Genomic DNA, 24,957 nt, shown 5'->3' on the forward strand with positions numbered 1-24,957 from the left:
GAATTTCTTCCGCTCGCTAGGGGAAATCAGCTATGCTGATTTCACAGCTCGCACCCATTAAAGATTATATCACAGATCAAGTTAAACTGGAACCCCATCGGGTGGAAAAACATTTTGTACGGCGAAGAAAACTTTCACTTTTGCAAGTTATTATTTATCTGTTCTTCTCTTCAAAAGCTTCCATGTTCCAGAATCTTTCACAGATCAGAGAAGAACTGGGCACGCTTTCTTTTCCGGATGTTTCAAAACAGGCACTTTCCAAAGCCAGACAGTTCATTAATCCTTCACTGTTCAAGGAACTTTATTACCTTTCTGTTGATCTGTTTTACAGCCAGATCCCTTCAAGAAAGCTGTGGCAGGGTTATCATCTTTTTGCAGTAGATGGTTCCAGGATCGAACTTCCGAATTCAAAATCAACTTTTGATTTCTTTGGCGAAATGTCCAGCTATCCTGATCCAAACCGACGTTATACCATGGGACTGGCTTCAATAATTTATGATGTTCTGGATGATTATATCCTTCATGCATCTATCCATAAATTTCTTTCCTCTGAACGAGCAGCTGCATTAGAACATCTTAAAGTTCTTGAAGATATGGGACTATATAACAACAGTATTATTATTTTTGACAGAGGTTATTATTCAGAAGATATGTTCCGCTACTGTGTAGAGCATGGGCATCTCTGTGTTATGAGACTGAAAGAGGGAATCAATTTATCTAAAAAATGCAATGGTGATATGATTTCCATTCTTCAGGGAACTTCAAAAGAAGGTACTTCCGATGTGCCTATACGTGTCCTTGAGATCCCGCTTGATGATGGCACAAAAGAATATCTTGCAACAAACCTGTTTGATCCTGCTGTTACAAAAGATATGTTCCAGGAACTTTACTTCTACAGATGGCCTGTAGAACTTAAGTACAAAGAATTAAAAAGCCGCTTTGCCATGGAAGAGTTTTCCGGTGCTACTGCAGTGTCTATACAGCAGGAATTTTATATAAATATGCTTTTATCGAATCTGGCCTCCCTTATAAAAAATGAAGCAGATGAGGAAATACAGATTTCTGCCAAAAGCACAAATAAGTTCCGTTATCAGGCCAATCGTGCATTTATCATTGGACGGATCAAAAGTATTGTTTCCAAAATACTCTGCGGACTGTTTGAGCTTTCAATTATTGAACAGTTATATACAGATGCTGTACGCTGCAGATCACAGCTCCTGCCCGGCAGGTCGTTTCCAAGGAAGAAATTGAAATCCAAGGGACGTCCACATTTCCGAAATAAAAAAGCTTCTTTTTAAAATAGAGCCAGCATTCATCAATAGGCTTATTTAAGTGCGGCAATTTTTATGAATCTTCTGGTTTCCAGCAAAACAGCAACTGTTTTCTGTCATAAACCGATTAATTTTGTAGTTTGCATTAGAGGATATTCGCTAATATGCCCCTAAGTTGACGCTAGGTTGACCACATTGGTGTCAGACCCCAATGCTACAAATGTGTTGCCTCACCTTCTTTCAAGCAAATTCTAGTTCTTTACGCTTTTATTCAAAAGATCATCTAAGCGAAGTAACATTTTTAACAAATTACCATTTTCTATTTCTGCTGCAACATTACCATCACCGAAACGTTCACTCCTTTGAATCAAGGTGAGTCTTGTATTAATCTGCTCTACAGACATCTCACTTGGTACTATGTTTCTCGGCTGTTGTTCCATATGTTTTCCATAATCTCTATCCGGCTTCATAAGGTTAAACACCTGCCAAATCCCCTCTGGATAGATTGGAAAGGGAAAATAATTCAATCCATTTTTTGATGGCGGTGTTTTCCATTCAATTTTCCGTATTTTACACAACAGCTCTATACACTGCCACAGCTTTTCTTTATCAATAGATACCAACAATGAATCACCTGTATAATCGAACATAGCATGATATATTTCCTGTCCCATAGCAAGCATCGTATCATCTAATACAGCAAAATAGACTTCCATATCCACAAAAGAATCAAGAGAATCTGCAACTGCCCTTAGTGCCACTTGCCACGCTTCTTTCTTTGGATAACCATATATACCAGAGGAAATTAGAGGAAATCCTATAGATTTACATCCATTATCCCGTGCTAAAAGCAATGCCGTTTGATAGCATTTTCGAAGCAAATGTTCTTTATTATGACTGCCACCATGCCACTGTGGTCCAACAGCGTGAATAATATATTTGGCTTTCAACTGAAACCCTGGTGTGATCACAGCATTTCCTGTATCGCAATGACCTATCTTCGTGCAAGCATCTGTCAATTCATTATATCCGGCTTCTTTGAAAATAGCTCCGCATACTCCACCGCCTGCCCACAATCCTTCATTGGCAGCATTAACCACACAATCGACATCTAACTTTGTTACACTTTTTTTAACAATATGTATGCGTTCCATAGATTTTCCTCCCCTATGTGTATGATACTTTTATACAACTACATATTTGATTCTTTTTACTAGATATTTTCCAAAGTCTATATTGGATTGCTTATCAATGAACGGCTCTTTTTTTATTTCAGTTGTACTTCATAGGGTCAGACTCAGACATTCTTGCATGGCTGTTCGCTGATACTCCGAAAGGAGCATTTGCAAATGGAGTATTATATACACTGGTGGAAAACGCCAGAGCGAATGAACTGGATGTCTATGAGTATCTGAAATATCTGCTCACTGAAACGCCAAACAATCATCATCTGGAAGATCCATCCGTTATCGACAGTCTTCTGCCCTGGTCAAAAGAACTGCCAGAGCAGTGCCTTTTAAAAAGGAACAGAAAAAAGTGCCTCAAACATTGATGTAGGTATTATAGCAGGAACTCTGGCTTTTTTTTTCTCTCTTTCCACTCTATTTCCGATTTTATACTTCTTTTATAGATCTTTTAACTCTGCTTTATCCTTTTAGTTGTACTTCGCAAAGTCAGACCCAGACATTCTCTACAACCCCAACAATCCTGTGTGCCATAGCAAAAGAGATCGGTGGTTTCGACAAGATAAGCAATCTTTATTACGACGGGAACTGGAGCGAACACTGGTATGCCCGTGTGACTATTGGGAACCAGACAAAAGATTACACGTTTTGTCCGGATGTGAGTACTGGAGACATTGGAGAAATTCGGAAAATAAATTTTATGGACACTTCCAAAATGACAAAAATTTATTAACCAAACAAATGAGCAGAAACAGCATTAAAACTGTTTCTGCCCTGTTGTTATAAATCTATATTATCCATTTTTGTATTACCACTCTGGCGGTAGATTTTCATATATTTTCCGCTTGTATCCAGAGTACTCCGATTCCACCTGGCGGTATATGTCTGCTTTACTTTTAATTTGACGTATCCTTTGTACAATTTTAATGTTCCAGTGCCGGAATTGCCCCATGTATCTTTCCACTTAAAAGAAACTGTGTTTCCTTTACGCTTTGCTGTAATGGGAGCAGTCGCATAGATAGGCGAACCATTGACTCCCAGTTTTTCAAGCTGAAGCCTGACTTTGGTACTGGTAACCTTATTTACAATGACGGAATAGCTCGGCTTGATGGTGACCGTCATATTGCTTGAAACAGACCATGTTTTTGTGTAGGTCCCGGTGTATTTACCGGAAGCTGCTTGGGCTGGCTGGTAAAACGTAACAGTAATCATGATAGTCAGCATTAAGAATAGTAATCTGGAAAACCTTTTTCTCTTCATGGTAATCAAATCCTCCTTTATGTTTATAAACATATTGTACTACTGGATTTATATGGAAACAAGGACGAAATACGGATTTGGAAGTTTTAAAAACCTTGACCAGGGCGAATATGAAATCACAGAAATTAAGACTAAGCCTGCAGAAGTACAGGCATTTTGCTATTATCAAACCAGTCACAGAACCCTGCCATGTACAGCACAGAGGAATCCAGTCTGGTAAAGATACTCTTTTCTTTCAGGGAATTCCATTCGTAGAAACCGCCTGCCGGAATCAACAGCCGGTGATATAAGATCCCGTTTTGAAAAGAAGGTTTATCCAAAACAGTTTCTACCCTTGCATTGATGACCAGACCCTTGCTTTTTGACAGGGGATATCCCCATCTGCATATACCCAGTTCCAGTCCGTGTTCTGACTGTCCAATGACTGGTGCGACATCGGTCGGACGGGTATCTCCTTGTGCCAGCCAGATCCTCCCATCTATGTTCTGTACCACTCTGGAAATATCTTCCGTCATACCGGGATCAATGTAATATCTGCTGCACATAGTTCTCTCCTATTTAAGAATTCATGTACTGACAGTACGTTAGACTTGGATGATTTTCCTTAGGGTACTATATTTTGATTTATCTCTGCAGTCAGATCCTACGTACTGAAAAAAGGAGTCCAAATGACTCCTTTTTCTAATGCATATCAATTATTTTTAAAATATCGTATATCCGCCATCTACAGCCAAAGCTGCTCCATGGATGAAACTAGCTTCGTCTGATGCAAGGAATGCAATGGCCTGTGCTACTTCGATAGGTTCTCCAGGACGTTTTGCCGGACTCATTCCAATCTTCATTGTTACCGGATGCTGTGGAATTGCAAGCACACGTGCAATCATATCTGTTGCAATCGGTCCTGGAAGAACAGCATTTATACGCACTCCTGTACGTCCATGATCCAATGACATCTGACGGGTGAGTCCAAGAAGGCCATGTTTAGCAGAAGTGTAAGCAAGCCCTCCGCGGCCAGCTGCGGTTGCTGCCATGGAAGCTACATTGACGATGGTTCCAGCTCCTTGTTTTTCCATAATAGGGATTAGTTTCTTGCAAAGAACAAATGGTGCTGTGAGATTTGTTGCAAGAACAGTGTTCCATTCATCCATTGTGATCTGATCCATATTGGCAGTTGTTCCGCCTACTCCTGCATTATTAACGAGAATGTCTATTTTTCCGTAGGCGTCCAGAGCTGTTTTAACCAGGTTATCAAGACTTTCATCAGATGTCACGTCTGTTTTACAGAAAATTGCTTCTCCTCCGGCTGCCTTGATTTCATTCACACAGCTTTCTCCCAGTTCTTCCTTTGTTCCAACAACTATGACTTTTGCTCCTTCTTTTGCAAAGAGTTCTGCGGTTGCTCTTCCGATTCCTCTTGTTGAACCGGTAATGATTGCTACTTTGTTTTCAAACTTCATGGCAATGCCCTCCTTATCTTCTTCCTGTTTCCATGAATGCTGTTCTGTCATACCGTGCGGTAAGCAGATACGGTGCCAGAACATCTGCGTCAATCTCTTCACATAAATTCAGTTTATGAACCATCAGATCATTTGAGGAATACGCACCTCCAATGACTGTTCTGATTGGAAGTTCTCCCCATGGATCATCAATGGACGATTGTAATTTAATCGCTGCAAAACCAGGCTCCCATGAATGGTAATTGTATTCACAGAGATTCTGAAGCAGAGCACCATTCTGGAAATGTGATTTTCCTTCTTTATCCGGTTCGCGGTCAAGGTGGAAGTAGAAACCACCGCCATATGTCTTTTTACCGGCTTCTGGGAACTGATACAGCATTCCGGTCATTGCGTTATTATATTCACCAATCTTGAGATCAATATTTACAAGTTCAGTACCACGACGGCAGACTTGAGCGGTCACATGATCATTGTTTCGACGGATTACAAATTCAGATCCCAGTTTCTTTGGAATTGATCCATTGTCACGTCCACACTGAACTGCCATTTCTGCACCGGTTCCCCCAAGTACAAGTCCTATTGGATATAATCCAAGCTGTGTTCCATATGTACAGTAAACACCAAGGATTGCTTCATAATAATCATCAGCAAAGGTAGGCTCCTTAACATGGCACACAGATACCGTAACTACAGGCACGGAAAATGGTTTTAACGGTGCAGGCAGAACCTTTGCAATCGCCGCAGGATCGGTGAGGTATGCAAGATATATTCCCTCCTGATTTTTCATAAGAGATATCTTACCGAAATTAGGCATTTCCTCCGGAGCAGTGATAAAGCTTGGAGTTTTGACAGATGTCTTAAACAATTTCCTTGCTGCTTCAAAACCACTTCTGGATGCAGGAGCAATCGTACCGTCTTTCACAGCATTTCCGATAGCCTGAGCATGGATTCCTTTTTCTTTTAATTCTTCAACAAGATGGTTGTCCGGACGGAAACCAAGGGAAAGAACAACAGCATCTGCAGCAACTTCCACATTTATCTTATCGTTCAGTCTTTCAAGTACAACTCCATCTTTTTTGATCTCTTTAAGAGCATATGCCATCATGAACTGGGCATTGTATTCTTTCAATCTTCCACATACATCTGCAACATTTGTATGATTTGCATTAGGAGCAACTTTGTCAAGCATATCCGCAAGTACAACGGTATTTCCTTCGTGACAGAGATATTCTGCTGTTTCAAGTCCCGTAACACCTGCTCCGATGATCATTACTTTTTTATTCTTCAGTCCGGCTTTTCCGGAAAGAATATCTTCGATTGTATATACATTTTCTCCGGTTATTCCGGGAATAGATCCTGGAATGACAGATTTAGAACCTGTTGCTACAAGTACCGCGTCCGGATTCATTTCTGCAATTTTATCCGCAGTCGCTTCCATATCAAGTTTTAATTCAACTCCAAGTTTCTCAAATTCAACATTATAATAATCAGCAATCCAGCCCATACGTTCTTTGAAAGGAGGCTTCTTTGCAAGGTTTATCGTACCTCCAAGCTCACTCTGGCGGTCAACCAATGTTACCTTCATGCCGCGTTCAGCAAGTGTTTTAGCAGCGATCATACCACATGGTCCGCCACCCACAACTACTACCTTATGTTCCTGAGTGTCATATTCTGCATTTCCATAAAGACGTTCGCGGCATGCACGTGGATTAACTGCACATTCCGCAGGAATACCCGCGCCCATCCATGCATTCAGGCTCTCAAAGCAACGCAGACAGTTGATACATTTACAAATTTCATTCTCTCTTCCTTCAAGTACCTTGAGTCCCCACTGTTCGTCTGCGAGCCAGCTTCTTCCCATGGAGACAAAATCAACAATACCTCCTTCCAGAAAACTCTCAGCTACCTGTGGTTCACGTATGCAGGAAACTCCTATCACTGGAATAGAAACGTGATCTTTTACGGCCTTGATCAGATCTTTTCTCCAACCCTGGGGGAAGGAGATCGGCTCTACACATACACTTCCTGTCTCGTATAAACCAACAGACACATCAATAAAATCAATCCCGCATTTCTCAAGCGCCATTGCAATCTTAACTCCATCCTGGATATGGATATAATCCTCTGTCACTCCTGTTTTATCCAGAAATTCTTCAACGCTTAAACGGACACCGATCGGAAAGTCCGGTCCACACTGTACACGGATTCCATTTATGATCTCGGTGATCATACGAAGTCTGTTTTCAAAGGAACCACCATACTCATCTTCGCGTTTATTTGTGTAAGGGGAAAGAAACTGTTGTAATAGATACCCATGAGCCGCATGAAGCTCTACTCCATCGCAACCCGCTTTTTTTACCCGTACAGCACCTGAGATAAACTGTTGGATCAAAGCTTTTACTTCTTCTGTTGAAAGAGCCCTTGTTTCTTGCTGAAGATATTTGCACGGTATTGCTGAAGCAGATACTACCGGACCGCCTGTAAGAGCAGTTACTGTTTCACGTCCAGGGTGATGCAGCTGGATGAATATCTTTGTCCCATATTTATGTACTGTTTCTGCAAGCTTTGCAAGACCTTCGATATGTCTGTCTTTTGAAACAGACAGCTGACGCATCATCCCTGCACCATGCAGATCGTTTACCCTTGCAATCTCCGGAATAATAAGCGCTGCGCCACCAATTGCACGTGCCTCATAGAATGCAATCATGTCTTCCGATGGAGACCCATCCATCTCCGCCAGGCTTGTACCCATCGGTGACATTACAAGCCGGTTTTTAAGTGTAATATTTCCAATTTTTCCCTGTTTAAATATTTCCTGATACATGTACACCCTCCTTTACTTGTGTCTCTTGATTATTATGGCTTAAAAATAACATTTTCATTGTTAAAAAAACAACGGCATAAATATAAAAAAGACATTGTGTATTTATGCACAATGCACTATAATTAATAATAATCTGCAAAACACTGTGCATTTTTCACAAATAATTGTAAAGAGGAGTATGAAGATGCTGTTTTCCGATCTTATTGATTATTTAAAAAATGAAAAAACTTTTAACATAATACTAAATTGTTCTACTGATCTTCATGAAATACGAGATGTAGAGCTGCTGGATGGCACTCAAACAGGATACGCCACAGATATTGTCTATTTTGGTTATCCAGATGTCTTGTCTCCTGATATGCAGCCTTCTCAATGTATCCTTGTTCGTGGAGAAAACTATCTTTTTCCTTATTCCTGCACGGATCGTGCAACAGTACAGGCAAAAGAGCTTTTTGCGGTTTTTAATGCAGCAAAACAGTTTCTTCAGACACATGAACAGGTTAGTTTATATGAAGAACTGGTTCGAAAAGGCCACTCTTCCCATAGCCTGGATGAAGTGATTAACTCTGCATCCATCAAATTAGGATATTCTTTGGTATTTTGCGACAAGAAATTCCGTATCCTGTCATATTCTACATCAATTCCGGTTACGGATAAATTATGGAAAAAGAATATTGAACGTGGATATTGTACATACGATTTCATTAAAAATGTAATGTCATTGGAAGCTGTCCAGGGGGCTTCAGCCAGCATTGAGGCTGTTGAAGTATCTTGCCCGGAATCACCATATCGTAAATGTAGTTCGAAAGTGTTTTTAAACGGTGTTCAGGTTGGTTTTGTTCTGATGATAGAAAACAATATCCCTTTTACCGCAGAACACTTAGCAGCTATGAGTGATGTAAGCCGGGCAATCAGCTCCGTAGTTGGACATTATCATCCTGAACTGTTTCAGTACACCAGTGCGGACCAGCAGCTTCTTGAAGCCTTGCTGATTGGAACTCCGGCTGATATATTGGCAGATTCCATTTCTCATCTTCGAGTATCTGATGCAATGTATGCACTTTGTATCCAACCGAAGACATTTTTGAAGGAAAATAAATTAAAGCAGCAGCTTTATCCTGTGATCCGACATATCTTTCCGGAAGCATATATGACTGTCCACGACAATGCACTAGTCCTGCTTGTACCAGATCAGAGTTCTGTTATATTTGTAGATACTCAAAAAATAATGCTTAAAACGATGGCAGAGTATCATCTGGATGTAGGAATCTCCCTGGTTTTTTCAAAAATGGATGAATTTTACAGAGCTTATCAGCAGGCGCGGACAGTTCTTGAATGGAATCACAGAATCCCTGATAACCTTAAGAAGGAAATATCATGGGATCAAAGGTATCCGATGGAGCATCAAATTCATCGGTATTCTGAAATTGAGTTCTACGAAATGATGAACAAGATCAAAGAACCAGAAAAACTTGCAGATTATATCCACCCTGCCCTTTACAGACTGAATAAATATGACCAGAGAACGGGAAATGAACTTTACCATACACTTGAGGTATATCTACAGTGTTTCCATAACAATAAGGAAACAGCTAACATTTTGTGTATTCACAGGAATTCGCTGGCTTATCGAATGGAAAAAATCATTGAAATAGGTAAAGCCGATTTAAACGATCCCATGACAGAGTTTCTGTTGAGAATGTCTTTTAAGCTTGTGGAATATTTGAAGATAAGAGACCTCGATCTCCCCTGATATTTAAAATTGTAGCTTTTCATAACATTATAACGAAATGCTGTAATTCTCTCTGAATTGTCAGTGATGCCATAGTAATGGAGATAACCAGTCAGTATCTCATTAAGCTTCTCTCTGTTGACTGTGAGTTTCAGCTTCTCTTCAAGATATTTCGTACTGCTTTCCAGAAGTCTCTCCGATGCCCGTTTGCTCTTCGCAATTGAAGCAGGGGACTTACTTGATTTGGTTAAAAAGGCATATGTCAAAAATGTTATTGACATATGCCCTTTATAGAACTATTATATTATAACAAGAAAGGAGCAGTTTATGCCAAGACCAATAAAATGCAGAAAAGTCTGCCATTTTCCCAATGTTTTAGAATTTCTTCCGGCAGATGATACGGAGAAAAAAGCCCCCATTATTCTGACGGTAGATGAGTATGAAACAATTCGTCTTTTGGACAAGAAAGGTTACAGTCAGGAGCAGTGTGCAGTATCTATGCAGATCGCAAGAACAACAGTTCAACGAATTTACGAGATTGCCAGGAAGAAAATAGCAGATGCACTTATTGATGGACATCCGCTTAGAATTGAGGGCGGGGATTTCAGAATCTGCGATGGTCAAAGTAGCGACTGCAACCTTGGAGGATGTTACAAGCAGGAGCTTTATCAAAAATATGCAGTGGAAAAAGGAGAAGGTATTATGAGAATAGCAGTAACATATGAAAACGGACAGATTTTCCAGCACTTTGGACACACAGAAACATTTAAGATTTATGATGTAGAAGAAGGGAAAGTGGTACATTCAGAGGTAGTAGATACCAACGGAAGCGGACATGGCGCATTGGCAGGAGTTCTTAATGCATTGAATGCAGATGTTTTGATCTGTGGCGGAATCGGAGGGGGCGCACAGACAGCTTTAGCGGCAGCCGGTATTAAGCTTTTCGGAGGAGTTTCCGGAGATGCAGATGAAGCGGTAGAAGCCTTTATCAATGAAACACTTGCGTATAATCCAAATGTGAAGTGTTCTCATCACGAGCACAACCACGGGGAAGGACATACATGTGGCGAGCATGGATGCGTAAGCCATAGCTGTCATTAAGAAGAATGGTTCGCCTAAGAGCGGCTACTGGGAGATTGTAGATAAATATCTATACTTTATAGGGCCGTACTTCATAGGGTCGAACCATGACATTCTTTACTAACAGTAAAAAATATGCCAAAAAGATTAAGAAGGCAGAGAAATGTGTGGTATATGAAAATACAGTCAGAGAACTGTTTAGCTGTGAGCAGTTCAAAAAAGGTGCAGAAGCAAAAGGACATCAGGTGAACATGGTACAGAGCCTGCGACGGCTGTATGAGAAATGGCGGTACCTGTGTATTAAAAGATGACATGGCTGAAATACTCGGAATGTTTCGGAAAGCAGATGTACTTGTACTGGCTACTCCGGTTTATTTTTATGGAATCAGTGCCCAGATGAAGACCTTTATTGACCGCACTTATCCTATCTGGCAGCATCTTGGTAAAAAAGAAGTTTACTATATTATATCGGCTGGTCTGGGCGAGGACATCATTGAAAGACCGCTTGGTGATCTGGATGGTTTTGTAGAACATCTGGAAGAATACAAGATTGCAGGAAAGATATATGCAGCAAACGTGATGGATGCCGGATTAGTCAGAAATCAAAGTGTTTTCAAAAAAGCCTATGATATGGGATATTCCGTTCAAAATGCTGAGAAATTGAGAGTTGGCGAATAAAGCTTATAAAAAACAAAGGGATAATTATAGATGTCATAAAAGCAAAAAAATTCAAGTAGTTATTTTTGCCCCGGAATCCGTTAGCTGGCAGTAGATAAGCAAATTAGTTTCTTATCACTGTTAAGCCAAGGATTCCGGGGATTTTTTGTTTTCTACGTTCCCTTGTTATTTATGCTGCTGACACACCATTTTCACCTGTGCGTGTCCTGTTTTCTACGCCGGAACGGCGGATTCCTGCAAAGATGGAGCCTGCAATATTATGCCATACACTGAAAATAGCACCTGGAAGAGTTGCCAGTGGATTGGCTACAAAGTTAGCTGCTGCCAGAGAAACTGCCAGTCCGCTGTTTTGCATGCCCACTTCAATAGCTATAGCTGTTGCCCGTGTATATTCTACATGGAAAATTTTTGCTGCAAGGAGCCCAAGCATCATACCACAGAAATTGTGGATCGCAACAACGCCAAGGACCAGAACTCCGCAGCTTAAGATTTTCTCTGCATTAATTGCCACGATTCCGCCAATGATCATAACAATGGCTACAACAGAGATCAATGGCATAACATCTGAAACTTTATCTACATGATCTCCTGCAAGTGTACGGAGAAGGATTCCAAGAAGTACAGGAACCAGAATTACTTTTACAACAGAAAGTACCATTGCCCAGAAGGATACTTCCACCCAGGCACCTGCCAGAATGTACACAAGAAATGGAGTCATAACAGGAGCAGCCAGAGTGGAAACGATGGTCATTCCTACTGAAAGTGCAACATCACCGCCTGCAATATAGGTGATCACATTGCTGGCTGTTCCACCAGGACAGCATCCCACAAGAATCACACCCAGAGCCAGATCTGCGGGAAGATTCATAACTTTACACAATACCCAGGCTACGACTGGCATGATCGTATACTGTGCAACTGCGCCAATGATCACTTCCTTTGGTCTGGAAAAAATTGCCCGGAAGTCTTCCAGACGTATGGTCAGTCCCATACCAAACATGATCACGCCCAGAAAAACAGATGTATAATTTGTCATCCATGCAAATCCATCCCTCCAGAAAAAGGCAAGGCATGAAAAGGCAATGATGATGATTCCAATATATCTGGATGCAAAACTGCTGATTTTTCCTATTTTCTTTAAAATATTTTCCATATATTATACCTCGTAGCTGAAGTTATCGATCAGTCTTGTTTTGCCAATATAGACAGCCATTGCTACGAGAACATTATGATCAGCTTTTTCCACAGGCTGCATGGTAAGTGCATCTACCATGGAAACGTAATCGATTTTTGCCAGAGGCTCTGCCTCGATCACTGCACGCATTTTGCCGAGAAGTTCTTCTGCGGAAATGCCTGCGTGAATGATTTCCTGTCCGAGTTTTACGGATCTGGACAGACAGAGAGCAGCCTTTCTCTCTTCATCGCTTAAATATGTATTTCTGGAGGATTTTGCCAGTCCGTCCTCTTCACGGACAATCGGGCAGCCTACGATTTCTATATCAAAATTCAGATCCTGGACCATTTTGCGGATGATGGCCAGCTGCTGAGCATCCTTCTGTCCGAAATATGCTCTGTCCGGGGCTACAATATGGAACAGCTTGGTTACAACTGTGCACACACCTTTGAAATGGATAGGACGTGTTTTTCCACAAAGTGTCTCAGATAATGTATCGATACTTACAAATGCATGGGGATCATGATACATTTCAGAAGGTTCAGGGCAGAAGATCAGGTCTGTGCCAAGACTTTCACAGAGTTTGCTGTCGCGTTCGAAATCTCTTGGATATGCCTCAAGATCCTCTGTCGGACCAAACTGTGTTGGATTGACAAAGTCAGACACAACTACAATGTCGTTCTGTTCTCTGCATTTTTTGATCAGACTTGCATGTCCCTCATGAAGAAATCCCATTGTTGGAACAAGACCTATAGTTTTACCTTCTTTTTTCCATGCTTTGATCTGTTTTCTTGTTTCTTCTACTGTTTTTGTTACCTGCATTGTTATCTCCTCTTTCTCGGTCAATGGACCGGTATCATAGATTTTGAGATAGCCTCTTTTCTGAATTCACTTTCATCTTATGATAGCCTCTAATCTGATATCAACGTTTTCAGGCCATGTCTTTCAGCAGACCATGTTTCTCATAATTGGTCACTCTGCTGATCTTATTCTCTTCATCTACAAATACAACTGCAGGCTTATGAGTGCGTGCCTCTTCAGGCTCATATCCTGCGTAAGCCATGATGATAATCTTGTCACCTGTGCTTACACATCTTGCTGCTGCTCCGTTCAGACAGATCATACCGCTTCCGCGTTTTCCGCAGATTGTGTATGTCTCGAATCGACTGCCATTGTTCACATCTACAATCTGAACTTTCTCATATTCCAGTATTCCGGCAGCTTCCAGCAGTTCTTCATCCACAGTAATGCTTCCCACATAATCCAGTTCAGCCTGGATAACAGTTGCTCTGTGGATTTTTCCTTTTAACATTTCTATTGTCATCTTATATAGTCCTTTCCTGCGGGAAAAATCAGAGTCAAGCAGCACCATAAAAAGGAAATATACCTTTATGATCTGCAAAAAAAGCGCATCAGGATACACTTTGACCCTGAAACGCTTCTGATTGATTCCCTGTATATTGAGTCCTGTTTCTGATACATAAAATATGTTTTACTATTCCATAGATTATTGGAAATCTGATTTTTTGTATCATAAATACCGGCTCGTATCTTTTAAAATTACATACATCCCTCCGTTCCCGTTTCCGGATTCCGGCTGGCTGCTTTTATATAAGATTCCAGTGATTTCAGCCAGAGTATAGTTTTGAGTCCAAATACTATCTCTGAGTGGTATTATTACATCTGGTCAGTTATTTGTCAATAAATTGTTTATTTACTGGTTACTGTTCACTCCGCGTCCAGTAATACACTGCGAAATACAATAAATATGAATCTCCTTGTGCAAAGCCCAAGGAGTATCGTTTGCTTCGCAGACTTAATTTATGCTAATCACATAAGGAACCAAAAAATCACTCATCTGACAAACAATCAGACGGATAGCCTCATCCAACCGTACCTTCCCGGGAGTTATTTCCAATTCGTTCATATGTGCAAAGAAATTTTTCCGAAAGACTTCATACGGCATCAATAACTCTGCCGCAAACAGGTTTGTAATCTGAATGTCAGAAACTAAACAGCTATTACCATAAAAATAAAAAGTTTCTCTTTATGATACAGCTCTCCGAACACTGAAAGAAAAATCTGTCGGAAATAAGCTGCCTTCCACGAAATCCCTCTATGCTGAAAAAGACCGACTTATTGAATTGCGAAATATGCAACGGGAAGATTTTTCTAACCGCCGGAATTATGAACGGGAGTTTCGTACCGTGTCTGCCAATATTGATATGATCCTTGGGAAGAGCTACGAACAGGAACAGCAGATTGAGAAAGAACAGAATTTATAAATTTCCTGTTTTCATGCTTTCTAAAAAGAGGTATTATATAAAAAAACGCAGGAGGTATATTCAAATGAAAGCACATAAATATTGGTCACTTGGTGCATTGGCAGCCATGATTGGAACCTTTTATACCGGCTATAAAAACATGAAAACTGCTCACAAATATTTTGCTTGCAGCTCTCTTCTCTGCATGATTATGGCTATCTACTCCGGTCATAAAATGATTTCTGGTAAATCCAGAAAAAAGAAAAATTCTGTTTCTAAAGAATCTGCAGAATAATCAAAACTAAAGAAATGTTTACATAGGATTGCCTGATGGAATAAATATTTTCCATCAGGCAATCTTGCTATTTTACATCTTTTTTCAATCTGTCGTATAATATATGTAATCCTGTAATCCCATCAAATGAAAACAGTCCTTCTTATCAAACGTTATTATAAGTTTAACCGCAACATTTTTTCTTCCCAGAACAATTTCATACTCTGTTGATTGTTGATAAGAGAGGAATAAATGATGATACACAATCAACAACTGTTCTCATCTATATTTTCCGCAACTCCCTTTATTTTCATAATAAAATTAAGAAAGGCCCTGCACTTGGCAGAGCCTCCCAGCATTTTCTTTTGAGAGCTTTTGCTCCCTAGCCAGATTGTGGTAAATGCTAAACCCTTATAAAGCTGGTAAGGCACTGCCTCCTGGCACAACACCTTACTTCAACGCTTGACAGACACTCCTGTTGCCTGTTGTTAATATTATATTAACTTGCCACCATGAATATGTCAATTACTTTTCTACTATAATTTACACTATAATTTTATAGCTGTTTGTATGAATATAGATTCTCTAACAATTTCCATATTTCATTCTCCATTTTCATACTATTATTCTGCTCTTATTTATGTCTTTTTCTGCAATATGTTCTTCGAAAGCTACTATACCCTCAATTTCAAAATTGAATTCCAACTGTGAACTCGGAACATAATAAAAATGTTCCATAATAAATTTCACAAATTTCATCGGTGATATTGGACGATCTACAGGAATTCTACAATTTTTATATCCCCCTAAAGTAATATGTGAATATGGATGATGCAGTTCGCTCTCCTCCGGATCTCGATTGTAATCAGCTCGAATAATCACAGGCAATACAGATTTATTTAAAATATCTCCGTAAATATAGTCAACATCGTATAATTCCGGATCATTCTGATAAAGTTCATACGACGGTGATGGATAATACCCCAATCTGTGCGAAATCAATTCTTTTCCCGTTCTATTAAAGCGATACATCAACTGTATGATACCGCCATCTGGCAATTTAACATTATAATTATGATTTTTTTCTATTTCATCATAAATTGTACTGTAATCCATATTCCTTAAATATAACGAAATATTTTGATATTTTTCCCATACAATATCCATTTGTTGAATTACAGGATAGTTATATTCTTCTGCCAGTCCACATCTGATCAATTCCCTTGTAACTTTCTTTAACTCTCGAAATACTTTTTCTTGTTCTTTCAATTATACAGCACATCCTTTAAGCGATTCACAGTATCTTCATCTAAATCTTCTTTTCGAATTTCTCCATTTGCAAGTTTACTGGTAATATCCGCCAGATTAGAATTGCTTTTTCTGATATCTCTTAATTCATTTTGAGTCATGTCTCTATGAATAATTCTCATATTCTTTCGTTGTGATTTGTCCGGGTACGTGAACTCTAATTGAAAATTCCTTTCCTTAACGCTGTTAAACTCCTGTATTAACAGATCCATATCATCTCCGATTCCGCTAACCCGTACCCATGCCTTCGATCTTGTCATAGCAGTAAATATAATATTTCGTTTTCTTGATAAGTTGATGCCTCTTGCGCAAAGATCCGCATTTATCAGATAAACAATTGCTGCTTCATTTCCTTTTGCTCTGTAAATCTGAGAGATTGCAATAGAATCCTCCTGAAAAAAATCATCTGGTGTTGTCTGTACCCCAACAATATGCGATTTAATTCCCTTTTCCATTAATTTAACACGGATATGTGACACGTAACTCTTCGTAATTTTGGGATCAGGGTGAATGATCATAATGTCCTGATATCTTAATTCTTCATCATGCAGATTTTTTTCGATATCTTCAACTATCCAATCCGCTTCCTGTACATTATTTTCAAATCTTCTAAATTGTATAAGATCGTCAATTGACGAATGATCCTCTAAAAATGCAGGACTTGTTTCTTCTGTTCTATATAGCGTTACAAATTCTCCATCTCTGATCACACCTTCTTTCACTGTATATCCAATATCTTCCCATAACTGTTTATCTTCAAATAATTGAACTAACGATGTTTCCTCCCGTGCCTCTTTTTTTCTGTAAATTCCAAATCCCAGGCTGTGTGCTGTAATAAGAACTGGTCTTGAATTACGATAACATTTTGATAAGACAATATCCTCCGCCTTACCATTACTGTTATCAAGCACTACATTCGGCCGTCCATTACTGTATCCAAAAATGTCTTCCGGAGATTCAACGTTTTTGTTATCCAGGCTTTGGAGTTCATCATATGCATATACAAGCATACGGCTTTCATGTGGGAGTGACATATAACACATCTGAAGAAAATATTTTGAAAAATCCTGTGCTTCGTCTACTAAAATCACATCATACAATGGCTGGGGATTCGTTACTGATTCTACGGCTTCTTCACATACTCTGTCAAAAGCAGATGAATTTCTTCCATATTTCTGGCACGCATCCATATAATCATAACAAACTAGATTATTTGCCTTACAAAAATTGAAATACAGACCTTCTGAATTTTTACTTCCCCATGCATGAATTATTTTAATTCTGCTCCAATCAGGTTCCTCATTTGTATTTTCAACAATAAAGTTTGTGATCAGTTGAATAAATTGACCCTTTAATGCCCGGCTGTTAAATGTAACTGCTATCATCTTATTTTCATACATAGTATACAGATATGCTACCTTTAATGCCAGAACAATTGTTTTTCCCGATCCTGCCAGACCCCGGATTCGTTGAACACCTTCTACCGTTTCAATGACTGCCTTACTTTGATACTTGTCCAGGCAGGAAATCTGGTCTTCAATTGCTTTTAATTTTGATCCCCTTGACGAAGCCTTCTGAAGATTTTTTCTGCCACCTCTTTTTTTCAGTTGTGAAATCATCTGAATCGCTTCCAATAATTTCTTATAATATTCTTCGCCCTGTTTCCATTCCAGACTTTCTAAATATTCCTTTACTTCTTCTATTGATGTACAAATTTCATCACTCTTCGTTTTATAAAGGGGTGCATAAGACAGTACATTAATCGGCACTTGTAAAACTCGTCTTTTTGACAGATATCCATATCTTTTCAGCTTGGCTTCCATATTATTATATAGTTCATCCAATAACTGAATTTTATCTTCCATATTTTCTTCTGCTAATGTTTCCAGATCAAAAAGTACAATACCCGTCTGTTCGCTCACTAACAATGCATCAACTTTAATTTTTCCATCAATTCCCCCTAAAACAGGGTAGCCCAAATAAAAATATCCGTCTAATCCCATTGTTTCCAAAAGATTTATAATTTCATTTGCAAGCACCTGTTTAGATGTAACTCCATTTACAATTGTAAGCATCTTATCACCCTTTACTTTTAATATGTCATGTTTTTCTGTATATCATTTCTATCATATTGTCACACAGGGAAATTAAATAACCGAACGGTTAACGATTTTTCTCAGATATATGTCTCATATATAGCAGATATACTACCGATTGTCAATCATTGACAAGACATTTCTTCATCTCTTTCTCCATCGTGCATACTAATAAGATCTGTCTTATCCACATATATTCTGGAATTCAGAGCAAACTGAAATGCACTATTGTCTGGATTCACAAATCTTCCCCTGCTTTATTCTTTTTTATTTTTCCCTCATGGAATCAGATTCCAATGTGCACGTATTTATCTTTTGAAACACTATTGTTTTATTTTTCCCACCCGTTCTCTTTACCAATTCATCCTGCCCTATAATTTTTATCAGATTGATAATCTTCTTTTTATAATCCTCTTTATCGGTGTAAAAAATTATTATCTTAACATTTTCGTTTAAAATAAATTTTCTTAATATATCCTTATCCGTAATGTCTAATGAATGTCCAAATATAAAAACTTTATGGTACTTAACTACTCTGTGATGCTTTTTAACTATTCCATTCTCTTTAACGATTGCTGATATTTCATATATTTTTTTCTCAGACTGAATTTCCTCAAGCCAGCCTTCATATAAGCCCCCTGTTTCCTTATGTATTCTTTGAAAAAATTTCTTAAATTCTATAAATTCGAGGTCTTTATCTCTCGCATCTCCTTCCAGATATTCATCAATTCCAAGCACCATATTTGTAGATTGGATATCATTCCTTAAATCAGCTTTTCCATGCACATAATCAAACTCCAAAAACGGATGTTCTCCGTATATCCTCTGATATGTACATGTATAGTTGAACGATAAAATTTTGTCCAAATATGGCAAGTTTTTTATATCTGGCAGTCCATTTCCCAGCATAAAATTGCTAATATAATCTGAGAGATAAATTTCAAGTGCACGTGTAAGTTTATTCAGATCTTCCAGAAGTTTCTGTTTCCAAAAGTCAATTTCTTCTTTTTTCCAGACATGGGTCGCCATTCCTGATGAACTATCCATCTTTTCCAAAAATAGTGCAAGAACGTTTAATTGCCTTTGTGAAAGCACCGTTCCTACGCCTCCCTTTTGTATGGTCTCTTGTATATCCCTGCTTACACTGTTGAATGTCTGTATAATCAGGGAAATTTCACTTTCAAAGTCAATCCACCCGTCTTTTCCTTTTTGCTCTCTGCTTTTATACACCTCTGAAAAATATTTAATCCATGCATTATCCTTGCACAAATCACTTAACTCATGAATTGTTTTTCTTGATTGATCATATAAATACTGATCAAATTCAGAATCTTGTTTACTGTTAAATAAGTCTGTAAAATACTTATAGCAATTGATATCCTCTCCCGCAATCAATTCTAATCCTGAACTTTCTTGTGCCTTATGCTTGTAAAAAAAATCTATAAACTTCAGAAAATCCGCATATTTCGTGGGCAAACCATGTGCCAAATCAAATCCATTTCCTACTATTAAAATATTCATCCTTTGTCCTTTACTGGTTATGAATTTCCACTTAAATCTACAACATCGCCTCTAGTCTATGTTCCAGTTCTATTTTTTGTTTAACATGATCCTTCCAGTAATCCTCATGCCGCCGTATAAATAACTGTATCTTCCTGATACTTTGAGTCACGCTTTCATCCGCCTCTATAATCTGCTTTTCCTGCCCTGCCAGTACAATATAAAATATCTGCGTTATATCATAGAAAAAAGCGCAACACATATGTGTCGTTTTCTCATACCATGCATACATATCTTTTTCTAATATTTTTTCGTAATTTAAAAAACTAAGTTTCCACTCCTCCTTATTTTTCAAATCATATTGAAGAGAATTCAAAATTAAACTAAAGTAACCAGAAAACCATATTTCTCTTAAATTCTCATGTTTTTTCTTCTTTTTCTCGAACAATAAATTCCAATTCTCCAAAATATCTTTACTTATATTTTCTAAGATATATTTTTTTGATGTATCCGATAACCTTTCAAATTCCCAAGCCACAATATCCTCTTTATGATTCTGCAGCATCATATCCAGATTGATTGTCTGTGCAAAACGCTTCAGCGCTTCTCTGCTGACTTTAGAAAGAACGCTAAAAAGAAGCTGCTGCCAATTTGTATTATGTTCCTTTCTTTGTACCCAGCGCTCCCACAACGCCAAATCCCTGTCAGCAATTCTCTTGACCGCTGCAATTATTGCCTCTTTGCATTTTTCATCTATACCCGATGTCCGTTTCAACAAAATCCTGGCACATTCATAATAGAAACAAGGATATGCTACATCCATCTTTGCAAAATCCACAAGCATATCTGTTTCACAGCAAGTTGAAAGAAATATCCAATAATCTACAATGTTATTTTTCTCTGCCAAAAGCTGGCATAAACGTGCAGAGTCCTCCCTATATGCTTTTTGAAACAATCTGCAGACTAATTCATCAGGTTTTATACTTTTTCCCCTCTCATACGCATCAATGAATTCATATATCTTATCCAAATCATTATCAGCAATACCTTCCTGCAAATGTTCAAAAAATTTCTGATCAGCCCTTCCTGCGTTACCAGCAATATGAGTACTATAACTCACCGAACTGATCATTTCCCAAATATCTTTTTTTATTGTCTTCTCCATCATACTCCTTTCTTCCATACCAGGCATTCCGGAGCATCCAACTCATTCCATAATTCTTCAAATGCGTCTATCATCATCTGTGGATGTTCCACACTTTGAATAATATGATGTTTATTTCCAAGGCTATTCACAGATGTACCCAGTGACCAGACAGAAGAGGTATCCTGATCTAAATTAAGCACCATGAGAAAACGATCATGAAAACTGTAACCATAATCAGCCCACTGGCATCTAAGCTCTACATGTATACCATAATGATTACTCCTTTTCTCCATAATTTCCTGCTGCTGTTCTATCCAATCACATACACTCATTTTACTTTTTTCGGCAATTTCACCAGATGTAATTGCATATAACGTTACATTCATACTTTTCGTAAAATACCAAGTATGTAAAATATCCTCAACTGTCAGATAAGGATCCCACAGATACACCTTCCCTGTTTGTGCACGATTCATCAATGCAATCACATCTTTCAAAGCTTTCTGCGGTTCTGAATCTCTTCCATACCGTCTAAACTCAGCTCTGGCATATAACTCATCAACTCGTCTGCTATACTGACGCTTATGTATATGACTATCTCGCGTCCGAATAACAGGTTGTTCTATAATATTAACATTCTCCGCTGATATGGGTTCAATAATGTCAACAACCTGTCCTGTTTCATCATAAATGATACGCTGTTCTCCATACTGTGCACCCATCTGCAGCACATACGTCATTCTTCTTATAAAGCTTGTTTCCTGACGCGACAAAATCAATTGCCGTTTTACATCAATTATCGTTGTCCTGCAAAATCGGGAAGCATCACCAACTTCAAATGTAGTATTACATCCTTCCTGTTTAAATGTCCTGGTACCAAATGAAATAATCGAATCATCAAAAACGCCTTCTGACAATACCAGAAATTGATCATCTGACTCACATTCTTTATCAAATGACACATCATACGTTAACTGTCTCTCCATATCATCTTTTTTATAAGAAACCCTTACATTCGTTGACGGAAATTGAAACACAAAATTCCCAATACGATCTGATACAGAAAACAAATCAATTGGAATTGCATCGAATATTGTATCTGTCATCTTTCTGAACTGCACTGTGTTCAACACATTTACAATCTTTTTATCACAGTCAAAAAATTCCAAAATATAACTTCCATTAATAAAATTATTTTTTAATACTTTGTTTAAAAGCATCTCTTTTGTACTGTCCTGCTGAATAAAAACTTTCGATACCCCTTCCAGATATCCTGTTTCTAACCTTCCGTCTCCGATGTCTACTTCCTTCTTATCTCTACTGTTGCATAACAATTCAAAAATACTTCGAACTTCTGATACATCCAGCACCTTTCTCTGTATTCCTAATGAATATGTATCAGTAATACTTTTAAGCTTTTTTAAAAGTCTCTCCGAGCTCTTTTCTACGTTCGGTCTTGTTTCAAATACAAAAATTGTATATACATTATCCGGCATTTCCTTTTCTCTTTGGCATAGATATATCGAAACCATTTCACAACAATTATAACTACCAAGGCTCTTACAGGAAATCAATTCATCAAATTCATGCAACAAATATTCTGTCGGTAGTTTTTCGTTCACTCTTTCTCTATACATATTTTTCTCCGATTAAATAGTACATTTTCTGTATTATGTATGCGATATTGTTTAATTACCTAAATCTTATTATATTATAATTTCCACCTGTCGGACTGCATGCTCTTTGCTGGACGCACGGTCTGACCTCAATGTCCTTGACAAAAGCACAATATGCTGAGACTATCTTTAGAATGGCAAAAACTAAAACCTGGACTTCATAGGATGCAGACTCCAATTCCGATTGAAACGAGCACCCTTTCGAGCATCACCAGTCGTCGAAAATTTAAGTCCCCGGAGTTTTCAAAATAACCACCCATTTCTATAATTTATATTCTTTATATAGTTGTTCACGATACACCTCGTCCTCAGATGCTTTCTCAGCATCTGAATAACGTTTATTCTTTAATAGAATATTTATAAGTGCTCCTAATCGATTTTCACCCTTTTTTTCACCTTTTTTTTCGCCCTTTTTTATTCCATTTTCCTCTGCATAAGAAATCATACTTAACATATCAGACACCTCCTTCTGACGAACTTGATTATCCGAATCTGGAATATATGATAATACTTTTTTCTGGTTTCCGGAAAATAATCCATATAAGAGATCCAAAAGTCCCTTTTCTTCCTGTCCTTCTCCACCGAGCCGTACTATTATAATCTCCAAAAGATCTGATTCCCAGGAATCAATTCGGAACTCTTTGTCTTTGATTCCCTCATTTTTGTAATTCTGCATCTTATAATATGATATGGTATTTTCCAGTTTCCTGGGAATATTATCGAGGCAGATCCAGATACTGTACACTTTTTCTAAATGACCATATCCTTTTCCATTTTCCCCTATCTTATCTAATTGTGCAGACAATTTACGGCAGCCATAATATATACTTCTTTTTACAACCGGATAACCCGGTGTGTAATTTTGCTGTATCTAAAAATCAATATGAAGATTTACCAGAAGCTTTCCTTCTGCTTTTGGATTTAAAGAACGGAACAGAATATCAAATGCTGCTGGTGCTTCATCTGTCGTATGAAATTCTGTATCCTCTCCACGTATGGTTTTTGCCATATCCTCTTCTACCAACGCGGTTCCTATCTGAATCGTATCACCTTCTATACAATTCATAATTTCTTCCAGGGAGCAGTCTCTATATTCTTCTACAGTATATTTTAGAATATTACTCATAATTGGTTTATATGAAAAAATATTCTTTGCTGACTGATCTTTCGTTTCTTTTCCATCTATCGTCTTTAGTGTTACAGAAATACTGTCTTTCACATCCATAAGTCTCTCCCTTGACCAGCTTTTATTTGTAATTTAAGTATATATCTTTTGAGGGAACATAGCAACTACAGAATTCTACTTATTCATTCCACGTATCCCTTCTTAACTCAAAACATCTATACGATAGCCCCATATTCTTCTGACAGCTCCTCATTGTCTTTAAATGAGCTAAAAACAAGTCAAGCATCAGCATATCCGGAGATTCTTCTCTTGGATATATCTGATGCTCTCTTTTTCTTTTCGGAATTTCGGGCTTACTTTCGTTTCTACGGTAGCTTCTCGGAACCCTTGATTTTACTGCTTTCCTAGAGCTATTTTTACAAGTAATTAACTGAATTTTCTGTAAATTACCATTTTTACCCTTTTTTTGTGCTCGTCTAAAAATCCTTCAGCTCATTGTGAACTTCCAGTTTTTTTCCGCCTAAATCAAGTGTCGCTATATCTGCGACTCAAAACAATTCTATTTTTCCGTCTTTTCTCCATCTGATCCTGCATTTAAAAAGTTCATGATCTCCTCATATGACCGCCCACTTTTTACAACTGCTGACAGGATCTCTTCTTTTCTTATGGCATCCCGCTTGTCTAACAGTTCTTTCAGATTTGCTGTTGCCTGATCATACTTTTTCTTCGCTGCGATCACATCAGCCTCTGCTTTTTCAATCTTTTCTTCCAATGCTTCCTTACTTGTTTTTCTTGTTCTTGCCATCTTTATTTTCCTTCCTTATTCTGCTTCTTTCAGTTCCTTACTCAGTTCTGACGCAAAGTATTTTATACTATTCGCATCCAGTCCAAAGGCTTTCAATATTA

General features: G+C 38.3%; 23 protein-coding genes. 7 read left to right on the plus strand and 16 right to left on the minus strand.

The window, feature by feature from the left end:
* Positions 1 to 32: 32 nt before the first annotated feature.
* The gene (locus LJE12_RS16770) at positions 33 to 1,298 is read left to right on the plus strand and encodes an IS4 family transposase (protein ID WP_227292294.1); all 1,266 of its coding nucleotides are present in this window, start codon (positions 33 to 35) and stop codon (positions 1,296 to 1,298) included.
* A gap of 224 nt (positions 1,299 to 1,522) precedes the next feature.
* On the opposite strand, the gene LJE12_RS16775 is transcribed toward LJE12_RS16770, so the two are convergent.
* Positions 1,523 to 2,425 (minus strand): macro domain-containing protein, encoded by a 903-nt coding sequence (locus tag LJE12_RS16775; protein WP_070100675.1) that lies wholly within the window; start codon positions 2,423 to 2,425, stop codon positions 1,523 to 1,525.
* Positions 2,426 to 2,640: 215 nt separating this feature from the next.
* Here LJE12_RS16775 and LJE12_RS16780 point away from each other — a divergent pair, with 215 nt between their 5' ends.
* Entirely contained in the window at positions 2,641 to 2,823 is a 183-nt protein-coding gene (locus tag LJE12_RS16780; RefSeq protein WP_227227081.1) for a transposase domain-containing protein, read from the plus strand.
* A gap of 412 nt (positions 2,824 to 3,235) precedes the next feature.
* Here the strand turns inward: LJE12_RS16780 and LJE12_RS16785 are convergent, their stop codons facing one another.
* From LJE12_RS16785 to LJE12_RS16800, 4 genes are all read right to left on the minus strand, one after another.
* Positions 3,236 to 3,715 (minus strand): hypothetical protein, encoded by a 480-nt coding sequence (locus LJE12_RS16785; RefSeq protein ID WP_055058916.1) that lies wholly within the window; start codon positions 3,713 to 3,715, stop codon positions 3,236 to 3,238.
* A 131-nt stretch (positions 3,716 to 3,846) separates the two neighbouring features.
* Positions 3,847 to 4,260 carry an SOS response-associated peptidase family protein gene (locus LJE12_RS16790; protein WP_081018931.1) on the minus strand — a complete coding sequence of 138 codons (414 nt, stop codon included), beginning with the start codon at positions 4,258 to 4,260 and terminating at the stop codon, positions 3,847 to 3,849.
* A 156-nt stretch (positions 4,261 to 4,416) separates the two neighbouring features.
* Entirely contained in the window at positions 4,417 to 5,172 is a 756-nt protein-coding gene (locus LJE12_RS16795; protein WP_055058919.1) for an SDR family NAD(P)-dependent oxidoreductase, read from the minus strand.
* A 13-nt stretch (positions 5,173 to 5,185) separates the two neighbouring features.
* Positions 5,186 to 7,996 carry an oxidoreductase gene (locus LJE12_RS16800; protein WP_022381268.1) on the minus strand — a complete coding sequence of 937 codons (2,811 nt, stop codon included), beginning with the start codon at positions 7,994 to 7,996 and terminating at the stop codon, positions 5,186 to 5,188.
* A 184-nt stretch (positions 7,997 to 8,180) separates the two neighbouring features.
* Here LJE12_RS16800 and LJE12_RS16805 point away from each other — a divergent pair, with 184 nt between their 5' ends.
* The 4 genes from LJE12_RS16805 (at position 8,181) to LJE12_RS16820 (ending at position 11,486) form a co-directional block, all read left to right on the plus strand.
* Positions 8,181 to 9,749: a PucR family transcriptional regulator gene (locus tag LJE12_RS16805; RefSeq protein ID WP_022381269.1), complete on the plus strand. Its 1,569-nt coding sequence runs from the start codon at positions 8,181 to 8,183 to the stop codon at positions 9,747 to 9,749.
* A 306-nt stretch (positions 9,750 to 10,055) separates the two neighbouring features.
* On the plus strand, positions 10,056 to 10,829 hold the full coding sequence (locus tag LJE12_RS16810; protein ID WP_025580427.1) for a NifB/NifX family molybdenum-iron cluster-binding protein: 774 nt from the start codon (positions 10,056 to 10,058) through the stop codon (positions 10,827 to 10,829).
* Between the two features lie 86 nt (positions 10,830 to 10,915).
* On the plus strand, positions 10,916 to 11,119 hold the full coding sequence (locus LJE12_RS16815) for a hypothetical protein (RefSeq protein ID WP_226839703.1): 204 nt from the start codon (positions 10,916 to 10,918) through the stop codon (positions 11,117 to 11,119).
* Position 11,120: 1 nt separating this feature from the next.
* Positions 11,121 to 11,486, plus strand: a complete 366-nt coding sequence (locus LJE12_RS16820; protein WP_242859432.1) for a flavodoxin family protein — start codon at positions 11,121 to 11,123, stop codon at positions 11,484 to 11,486.
* A 169-nt stretch (positions 11,487 to 11,655) separates the two neighbouring features.
* Here LJE12_RS16820 and LJE12_RS16825 read toward each other — a convergent pair whose 3' ends face one another.
* The 3 genes from LJE12_RS16825 to panD all read right to left on the minus strand — a co-directional run bounded on the left by LJE12_RS16825 (position 11,656) and on the right by panD (position 13,984).
* The gene (locus LJE12_RS16825; RefSeq protein WP_008704363.1) at positions 11,656 to 12,639 is read right to left on the minus strand and encodes a bile acid:sodium symporter family protein; all 984 of its coding nucleotides are present in this window, start codon (positions 12,637 to 12,639) and stop codon (positions 11,656 to 11,658) included.
* Between the two features lie 3 nt (positions 12,640 to 12,642).
* The gene (gene panC, locus LJE12_RS16830) at positions 12,643 to 13,482 is read right to left on the minus strand and encodes a pantoate--beta-alanine ligase (protein WP_008704364.1); all 840 of its coding nucleotides are present in this window, start codon (positions 13,480 to 13,482) and stop codon (positions 12,643 to 12,645) included.
* 109 nt (positions 13,483 to 13,591) lie between these two features.
* On the minus strand, positions 13,592 to 13,984 hold the full coding sequence (gene panD, locus LJE12_RS16835) for an aspartate 1-decarboxylase (RefSeq protein ID WP_008704365.1): 393 nt from the start codon (positions 13,982 to 13,984) through the stop codon (positions 13,592 to 13,594).
* Between the two features lie 1,025 nt (positions 13,985 to 15,009).
* On the opposite strand from panD, the gene LJE12_RS16840 reads away from it, so the two are divergent.
* Positions 15,010 to 15,219, plus strand: coding sequence for a DUF6219 family protein (locus LJE12_RS16840; RefSeq protein WP_008704367.1), 210 nt, complete (start codon positions 15,010 to 15,012; stop codon positions 15,217 to 15,219).
* 594 nt (positions 15,220 to 15,813) lie between these two features.
* Here the strand turns inward: LJE12_RS16840 and LJE12_RS16845 are convergent.
* From LJE12_RS16845 to LJE12_RS16880, 8 genes are all read right to left on the minus strand, one after another.
* Positions 15,814 to 16,467: a DUF2290 domain-containing protein gene (locus LJE12_RS16845; protein WP_008704368.1), complete on the minus strand. Its 654-nt coding sequence runs from the start codon at positions 16,465 to 16,467 to the stop codon at positions 15,814 to 15,816.
* The gene (locus LJE12_RS16850) at positions 16,464 to 18,581 is read right to left on the minus strand and encodes a DEAD/DEAH box helicase (protein WP_008704369.1); all 2,118 of its coding nucleotides are present in this window, start codon (positions 18,579 to 18,581) and stop codon (positions 16,464 to 16,466) included. The genes LJE12_RS16845 and LJE12_RS16850 overlap by 4 nt, the downstream gene beginning before the upstream one ends.
* A gap of 288 nt (positions 18,582 to 18,869) precedes the next feature.
* On the minus strand, positions 18,870 to 20,123 hold the full coding sequence (locus LJE12_RS16855; RefSeq protein WP_020993837.1) for an AbiH family protein: 1,254 nt from the start codon (positions 20,121 to 20,123) through the stop codon (positions 18,870 to 18,872).
* A 37-nt stretch (positions 20,124 to 20,160) separates the two neighbouring features.
* On the minus strand, positions 20,161 to 21,270 hold the full coding sequence (locus LJE12_RS16860) for a hypothetical protein (protein ID WP_055058989.1): 1,110 nt from the start codon (positions 21,268 to 21,270) through the stop codon (positions 20,161 to 20,163).
* Positions 21,267 to 22,745: a VPA1262 family N-terminal domain-containing protein gene (locus LJE12_RS16865; protein WP_055058990.1), complete on the minus strand. Its 1,479-nt coding sequence runs from the start codon at positions 22,743 to 22,745 to the stop codon at positions 21,267 to 21,269. The genes LJE12_RS16860 and LJE12_RS16865 overlap by 4 nt, the downstream gene beginning before the upstream one ends.
* Positions 22,746 to 23,187: 442 nt before the next feature.
* Positions 23,188 to 23,730 (minus strand): hypothetical protein, encoded by a 543-nt coding sequence (locus LJE12_RS16870; protein WP_055058991.1) that lies wholly within the window; start codon positions 23,728 to 23,730, stop codon positions 23,188 to 23,190.
* A gap of 66 nt (positions 23,731 to 23,796) precedes the next feature.
* Positions 23,797 to 24,150, minus strand: coding sequence for a hypothetical protein (locus LJE12_RS16875; protein WP_055058992.1), 354 nt, complete (start codon positions 24,148 to 24,150; stop codon positions 23,797 to 23,799).
* 460 nt (positions 24,151 to 24,610) lie between these two features.
* Positions 24,611 to 24,856: a hypothetical protein gene (locus tag LJE12_RS16880; protein ID WP_008704376.1), complete on the minus strand. Its 246-nt coding sequence runs from the start codon at positions 24,854 to 24,856 to the stop codon at positions 24,611 to 24,613.
* Positions 24,857 to 24,957 lie beyond the last annotated feature (101 nt).

Origin of the sequence: Blautia sp. DFI.6.71, assembly GCF_020593585.1 — a bacterium.
GTDB classification, from domain to species: domain Bacteria; phylum Bacillota; class Clostridia; order Lachnospirales; family Lachnospiraceae; genus Blautia_A; species Blautia_A wexlerae.

Bases quoted from the DNA above. Each gene is read 5' to 3' on its own strand.
- LJE12_RS16770 (WP_227292294.1), top strand. From the start codon at position 33: ATGCTGATTTCACAGCTCGCACCCATTAAAGATTATATCACAGATCAA.
- LJE12_RS16775 (WP_070100675.1), bottom strand. From the start codon at position 2,425: ATGGAACGCATACATATTGTTAAAAAAAGTGTAACAAAGTTAGATGTC.
- LJE12_RS16785 (WP_055058916.1), bottom strand. From the start codon at position 3,715: ATGAAGAGAAAAAGGTTTTCCAGATTACTATTCTTAATGCTGACTATC.
- LJE12_RS16790 (WP_081018931.1), bottom strand. From the start codon at position 4,260: ATGTGCAGCAGATATTACATTGATCCCGGTATGACGGAAGATATTTCC.
- LJE12_RS16795 (WP_055058919.1), bottom strand. From the start codon at position 5,172: ATGAAGTTTGAAAACAAAGTAGCAATCATTACCGGTTCAACAAGAGGA.
- LJE12_RS16800 (WP_022381268.1), bottom strand. From the start codon at position 7,996: ATGTATCAGGAAATATTTAAACAGGGAAAAATTGGAAATATTACACTT.
- LJE12_RS16805 (WP_022381269.1), top strand. From the start codon at position 8,181: ATGCTGTTTTCCGATCTTATTGATTATTTAAAAAATGAAAAAACTTTT.
- LJE12_RS16810 (WP_025580427.1), top strand. From the start codon at position 10,056: ATGCCAAGACCAATAAAATGCAGAAAAGTCTGCCATTTTCCCAATGTT.
- LJE12_RS16815 (WP_226839703.1), top strand. From the start codon at position 10,916: ATGACATTCTTTACTAACAGTAAAAAATATGCCAAAAAGATTAAGAAG.
- LJE12_RS16820 (WP_242859432.1), top strand. From the start codon at position 11,121: ATGGCTGAAATACTCGGAATGTTTCGGAAAGCAGATGTACTTGTACTG.
- LJE12_RS16825 (WP_008704363.1), bottom strand. From the start codon at position 12,639: ATGGAAAATATTTTAAAGAAAATAGGAAAAATCAGCAGTTTTGCATCC.
- panC (WP_008704364.1), bottom strand. From the start codon at position 13,482: ATGCAGGTAACAAAAACAGTAGAAGAAACAAGAAAACAGATCAAAGCA.
- panD (WP_008704365.1), bottom strand. From the start codon at position 13,984: ATGACAATAGAAATGTTAAAAGGAAAAATCCACAGAGCAACTGTTATC.
- LJE12_RS16840 (WP_008704367.1), top strand. From the start codon at position 15,010: ATGAAAGCACATAAATATTGGTCACTTGGTGCATTGGCAGCCATGATT.
- LJE12_RS16850 (WP_008704369.1), bottom strand. From the start codon at position 18,581: ATGCTTACAATTGTAAATGGAGTTACATCTAAACAGGTGCTTGCAAAT.
- LJE12_RS16855 (WP_020993837.1), bottom strand. From the start codon at position 20,123: ATGAATATTTTAATAGTAGGAAATGGATTTGATTTGGCACATGGTTTG.
- LJE12_RS16860 (WP_055058989.1), bottom strand. From the start codon at position 21,270: ATGATGGAGAAGACAATAAAAAAAGATATTTGGGAAATGATCAGTTCG.
- LJE12_RS16865 (WP_055058990.1), bottom strand. From the start codon at position 22,745: ATGCCGGATAATGTATATACAATTTTTGTATTTGAAACAAGACCGAAC.
- LJE12_RS16875 (WP_055058992.1), bottom strand. From the start codon at position 24,150: ATGGATGTGAAAGACAGTATTTCTGTAACACTAAAGACGATAGATGGA.
- LJE12_RS16880 (WP_008704376.1), bottom strand. From the start codon at position 24,856: ATGGCAAGAACAAGAAAAACAAGTAAGGAAGCATTGGAAGAAAAGATT.